Origin of the sequence: Nitrososphaera sp., assembly GCF_036397675.1 — an archaeon.
In the GTDB taxonomy this organism is placed as follows: domain Archaea; phylum Thermoproteota; class Nitrososphaeria; order Nitrososphaerales; family Nitrososphaeraceae; genus Nitrososphaera.
In genome coordinates this window covers 1-4,554 of record NZ_DASWIL010000039.1, presented here as the reverse complement: position 1 = coordinate 4,554, position 4,554 = coordinate 1, and the positions used below count along the sequence as shown (strand labels likewise).

At 51.1% G+C, this 4,554-nt stretch carries 6 protein-coding genes and 1 tRNA gene; 4 read left to right on the top strand and 3 right to left on the bottom strand.

Annotated features, from left to right (window positions below; translation table 11 throughout):
- Positions 1-367 (top strand): GNAT family N-acetyltransferase (locus VGA14_RS09300; RefSeq protein WP_331003481.1); only part of this gene is annotated, 367 nt, incomplete at its 5' end.
- 202 nt (positions 368-569) lie between these two features.
- Here the strand turns inward: VGA14_RS09300 and VGA14_RS09295 are convergent.
- Entirely contained in the window at positions 570-773 is a 204-nt protein-coding gene (locus tag VGA14_RS09295; protein ID WP_331003480.1) for an AbrB/MazE/SpoVT family DNA-binding domain-containing protein, read from the bottom strand.
- A gap of 244 nt (positions 774-1,017) precedes the next feature.
- Between VGA14_RS09295 and VGA14_RS09290 the strand changes: the two genes are divergently transcribed.
- Genes VGA14_RS09290 through VGA14_RS09280 form a run of 3 tightly spaced genes read left to right on the top strand, consistent with a single transcriptional unit; the run spans position 1,018 to position 1,540 of the window.
- Positions 1,018-1,212: a hypothetical protein gene (locus VGA14_RS09290; RefSeq protein ID WP_331003479.1), complete on the top strand. Its 195-nt coding sequence runs from the start codon at positions 1,018-1,020 to the stop codon at positions 1,210-1,212.
- Complete coding sequence (locus VGA14_RS09285; protein WP_331003478.1) at positions 1,212-1,406, top strand: hypothetical protein; 195 nt, start codon at positions 1,212-1,214, stop codon at positions 1,404-1,406. The genes VGA14_RS09290 and VGA14_RS09285 overlap by 1 nt, the downstream gene beginning before the upstream one ends.
- Positions 1,403-1,540, top strand: a complete 138-nt coding sequence (locus tag VGA14_RS09280; RefSeq protein ID WP_331003477.1) for a hypothetical protein — start codon at positions 1,403-1,405, stop codon at positions 1,538-1,540. The genes VGA14_RS09285 and VGA14_RS09280 overlap by 4 nt, the downstream gene beginning before the upstream one ends.
- Before the next feature lie 295 nt (positions 1,541-1,835).
- Here the strand turns inward: VGA14_RS09280 and VGA14_RS09275 are convergent.
- Positions 1,836-1,924: transfer RNA gene (locus VGA14_RS09275), tRNA-Ile, on the bottom strand.
- 188 nt (positions 1,925-2,112) lie between these two features.
- On the bottom strand, positions 2,113-4,308 hold the full coding sequence (locus VGA14_RS09270) for a CDC48 family AAA ATPase (protein ID WP_331003476.1): 2,196 nt from the start codon (positions 4,306-4,308) through the stop codon (positions 2,113-2,115).
- Positions 4,309-4,554: the final 246 nt, after the last annotated feature.

The window sequence follows — 4,554 nt, the reverse complement described above, 5'->3', positions numbered from 1 at the left end:
ATTCATTGTCAAACAACACAAAAGAGTTCTAGCGTTCTTTACGCTATCTATGTCTGCACTAGAAAGTAATAGGCTGGAGGATGGGGACAAATTGGAAAACTACATTCCGATAAAATATCCCGCTGTGCTACTAGGCCAGATGGGTGTAGACAAACAATTTCGAGGGTTAGGTATTGGTCGACTAATCTGTAACTTCTGTGTGGGTTTGGCTGCCATTATTAGCGAACGTGTCGCATGTAGGTACATCACACTTCAGACAAATCCGGATAAGATAAAGTATTACAAGGAGAAATGTGGATTCAAACAATCTGTTAGAGCAAACCTCGAAGGAAAGCTCTGGATGTATAGAAAGGTAATCGAGGTATGAGTCATGTAACCCTACTTGTTTGGCGTATAGGGGTAGCGTTAGGCCAAAGCCATGAATCTAGCAGGGAACTCAACTGGTAAATCGTCTTCAGACATTAGGTGGGTCCAACACTTGCGGCAAAAGTTCTGGTCATCGATTAGCCTTTGTTCAAACGCTAGTGAGTTGGGGTCTATAGGAGATTCGCAGCTAACACAGGTGCGCGTCATTCCTGCTTCCCAGCCTTCTTAACTCTAATAGCGATCTTGCCTTCATGGATAATACGCTCCCACTCCAGTGAATCTCCTTCTTTGACCTTCAATTCATTAACTACGCTCTCGGGAACGGTAGTTCTGAGCGATGGCGACTTGGTATTAGCCCGATTCAGCTTTGTACGTTCGCCCACTATTGATATTGCAATATCTGGCATCTTATCTAGTTACCTACCAGTTACATATAAGAGTTACCTATAAGTTACCTATACATTTATTAACCTTAGTTACCTATGGATTACCTATGTCAGGTAAGCAGACCGACGAAATCAAGAACACACCCAGGCCCACTCTAGATTTTTTGGAGCATAGAGGGCTAGTCGTGAGAACAACAAATGGCGCGGGCGAGCACGTCTTCGCTTTCACAGAAGCGGGAGAAAAATGGCTAATGGAGGGAGTCGAATGAAAAGCAAATCATACAAGCTTGGAACAATCACAGACGAAAGATTGGCCCGGTTAATGTCTGCGGCGTGGGAACTTGATCACGGCTTTAGCTTCCACGCAAACATTGTCAAGGATAAGGTTGTATCCCTCGACGTGTCGGTCGAAGAACCAGAAGCCTGGGAGGTACAAATCTACAAGGCAATAAAAAACTAATGTCAGACCCTCAAGTCTATCAATACAGCGTGAAAATCAGCCAGACTGCCAAGGGAGCCGCAACAGTCGATGCACATGTTTTTTCAAACAACCTGGAAGCCGCGCGGGTTCAGGCTGTTCAGCTCTACGAGCAGACAATTACTGACCTGAAATCAAAGAATTTGGCTGTAGCATCCCCTGAGGCAAAAGCATGAAAAGCTCTCTTTCTTACGGGGTCACCGTCAACCGGGGGAACTATGAAAGCACCAGAATAGACTATTCGATACAATTCGACACCGCGAACAAGACCCCCGAAGACGCGTATAAGGAAATAAGGGAGTTTGTCTAGGCTAAAGTAATGGTGGAGAGAACAAAGTAATGGCATCTAAAGGACGGGTAATAGAAGTGGATTTCCCCCCACTCGTGCTCCCACCTCCAAAACCTCCGAATACTAAGGGATGGCGCGACAAAAACCCTGGGTTAAGGCAAGTAACTACTTGTCCAAGCTGTCATTACCATTGGGAGTATAGGTCCAAGAATGAAAACAACTCGCGGACTTTCTCTACATGTCCCGGATGTAGGCGTAATATCAACATCGAACGGAATACGAAAATCGTGAAAGCACGGTCTATACTACAGAAAAACGCGGGGAGTGGGATTTGAACCCACGTGTACCTGGAGAGGAACCGGGGATCATAAGTCCCCCGCAATTACCTAGCTATGCGACCCCCGCACACCTTAACGCTTTTAAAGGGGTGGGTGGATTATTAGCATAACCCTAAAACCTGGAGAGGAATTGGGGAGCCACTTAATCGCTTGTGTGGTTGAGTGGCACTTCTACTTTTTCATCCAATGTCGGTGGGGCTTCAGCCCGGTTTTTCTTTCAGTCCTAGAAACTGACTGCCTATCTATGGGTTGTAATTAACCATAAAAGGACTTGTCCGGGGGCTTGGGCATGGCGTATGTCAGGTTTTTTTTCATCGCCTCATACCAGTCCTCGACTTCCTTTGTTATGGACGGCCTTGCAGCCTTTAACGCCTTGGCAAAGTCCTGCCCTGAAACGATGTCCGCCTTGTTCTGCATGGCGCTCACCGCCGCTTCCCTGCACAGCGCCACCAGGTCTGCCCCGCTAAAGTTCTTTGCGGCCTGCGCTATCGACGCCAAGTCGATGTCGCCGGCAAGAGGCATCGGCTGCGTTATTATTTTCAATATTTCTAATCTTGCGCTCTCGTCGGGCTGACCTATGTATACTATCAGGTCAAGCCGGCCAGGACGCAAAAGCGACGAGTCGACCAGGTCCGGCCTGTTCGTGATGCCCACTACAATTACCCCCGAGTTTGCCGCGTCGTCCATCTCAGTCAGTATCTGGCTCACGACTCGCTCGTTGCCTGACGAGTCGTCGCCGTGACCCCTAGGCCTTGCAAGCGAGTCGAGCTCGTCGAATACCACGATGCACGGCGACGAATTCTTGGCTTTTCGGAATATCTCGCGGATAGCCTTTTCAGATTCTCCGACCCACTTTGACAGAACTTCCGGACCGCGTACTATGATGATGTTAGCGCTGCTTTCTGTCGCCAGTGCCTTTGCAATCAATGTCTTGCCTGTGCCGGACGGACCGTACAGTAGCGCGCCCTTGGGTGGCTTGATCCCCATTTTCGCAAAGTTCTCCGGCTCTTTTACTGCCGCTATGAGGTTGTCGTGCAGCGTCCGTTTTACCTCCTGCAGGCCGCCCACCTCCTCCCACTTTACCTTTGCAACTTCCACGTAAAACTCCCTCATGGCCGTGGGCACTATTTCCTTGATGCCCTCGCGGAAGTCTCGCGAGGTAATCACCATCAACTCGAGCATTTCCGGCGATATCTTGTCGCCTTCTAGGTCGAGCTCGGGCAGGTAGCGCCTAAGGGCCTTCATGGCGGCCTCGCGGCAGAGCGCCTTGGTGTCTGCCCCCGTGTAGCCGTGAAGCTCGGAGGCAAGATCGGCAAGATTAATGTCTTCGGCAAGAGGCATGCCCCGCGTGTGTATCTGCAGTATCTCAAGCCGGCCTTCCGCGTTTGGCACACCTATCTCTATCTCCCTGTCAAACCTGCCGGGGCGCCGCAGCGCGGGGTCAAGGCTCTCGGGCCTGTTGGTGGCGCCAAGGACTATCACCTGACCTCGTTCCTGCATGCCGTCCATGAGCGCCAGCAGCTGAGCGACGACGCGCTTTTCCACGTCGCCAAACGCCTCCTCCCTCTTGGGCGCGATGGCGTCGATCTCGTCGATGAATATTATCGAGGGCGACGACTCTTTTGCCTCCTTGAAGATGTCGCGCAGGCGTGCCTCAGTCTCGCCATAGTACTTGTTCATTATTTCCGGCCCGTTTATTATGAAAAAGTTGGCCTCCGACTCCGACGCAAGTGCCTTTGCAATCAGCGTCTTGCCTGTTCCCGGCGGGCCGTACATCAGGATGCCTGAATGCGGCTCAATGCCGAGCCTCGCAAACACCTCCGGGTGGCGCATAGGCAGTTCCACTATTTCGCGCAGGCGGCGTATCTGCTCCTTCATGCCGCCTATCTCTTCATATGTGACGCGGGGTCGGCGGTCGCTAGTAGTCTCCGCGATTATCGCAAGCTTTGTTGGACGCTCTATGCGCACGATTGCCTTGGGCGAAAGTTTTTCTACCTTAAAGTCCATCTGGTTGCCGAGAATGATCACTGACACCTCGTCGCCCTCGCTCACAGGGAATCCCTTCAGCCTGCTCTTGACAAAGTCACAGAATTCCTTGTCTACCGTCATGTTGCTGTCGCCAATCGGGCTTAGCGTTATGCTCTTTGCGGGCTTGCTCTCTGCACGCCTGATTGCCAGGAGGTCGTTCAGGCCGACGCCGGCGTTCTTCCTCGTCTGACCGTCTATCCGGATAATGTCCGTTTCCTGCTCCTCGTCGTCGGCCGGCCACGCCGTGACTGCAGTTTGCCTCTTGCCCACAAGCTCGATTATCTCGCCGGGCTGTATGCCCATCTGCTCCATATAGTGCGGGTCAAGGCGCGCCCTGCGCTTGCCCACGTCGCGGTGCTTGGCCTCTGCAACGCGCAGCTCAATCTGCTGAGACTCGTCGGCACCTGCCTTGGCCTTTTTCACCCTGCACCACCCTCCGGAATAACGCGCATTAAAGGCATTATGGAGTAAAGGTTAATTACACGCTCACGCTTAGAATTAACATATGAAAAGCTCGCAAATGAGCAAGAAGGAAGAGCCATTTCTAACCAACTACCGTTCGGAAGCAACAAGAAAGAACTATGAGTTGGCACTTATGAACTTTGAGAAATATAGTAAATTAGAATTAAGGAAGGCGTCGGCACAGCAAATTAAAGACGCTCTAAAGAA

Coding starts and splice junctions, on each gene's coding strand:
- VGA14_RS09290 (WP_331003479.1), top strand. CDS start 1,018: ATGAAAAGCAAATCATACAAGCTTGGAACAATCACAGACGAAAGATTG.
- VGA14_RS09280 (WP_331003477.1), top strand. CDS start 1,403: ATGAAAAGCTCTCTTTCTTACGGGGTCACCGTCAACCGGGGGAACTAT.
- VGA14_RS09285 (WP_331003478.1), top strand. CDS start 1,212: ATGTCAGACCCTCAAGTCTATCAATACAGCGTGAAAATCAGCCAGACT.
- VGA14_RS09295 (WP_331003480.1), bottom strand. CDS start 773: ATGCCAGATATTGCAATATCAATAGTGGGCGAACGTACAAAGCTGAAT.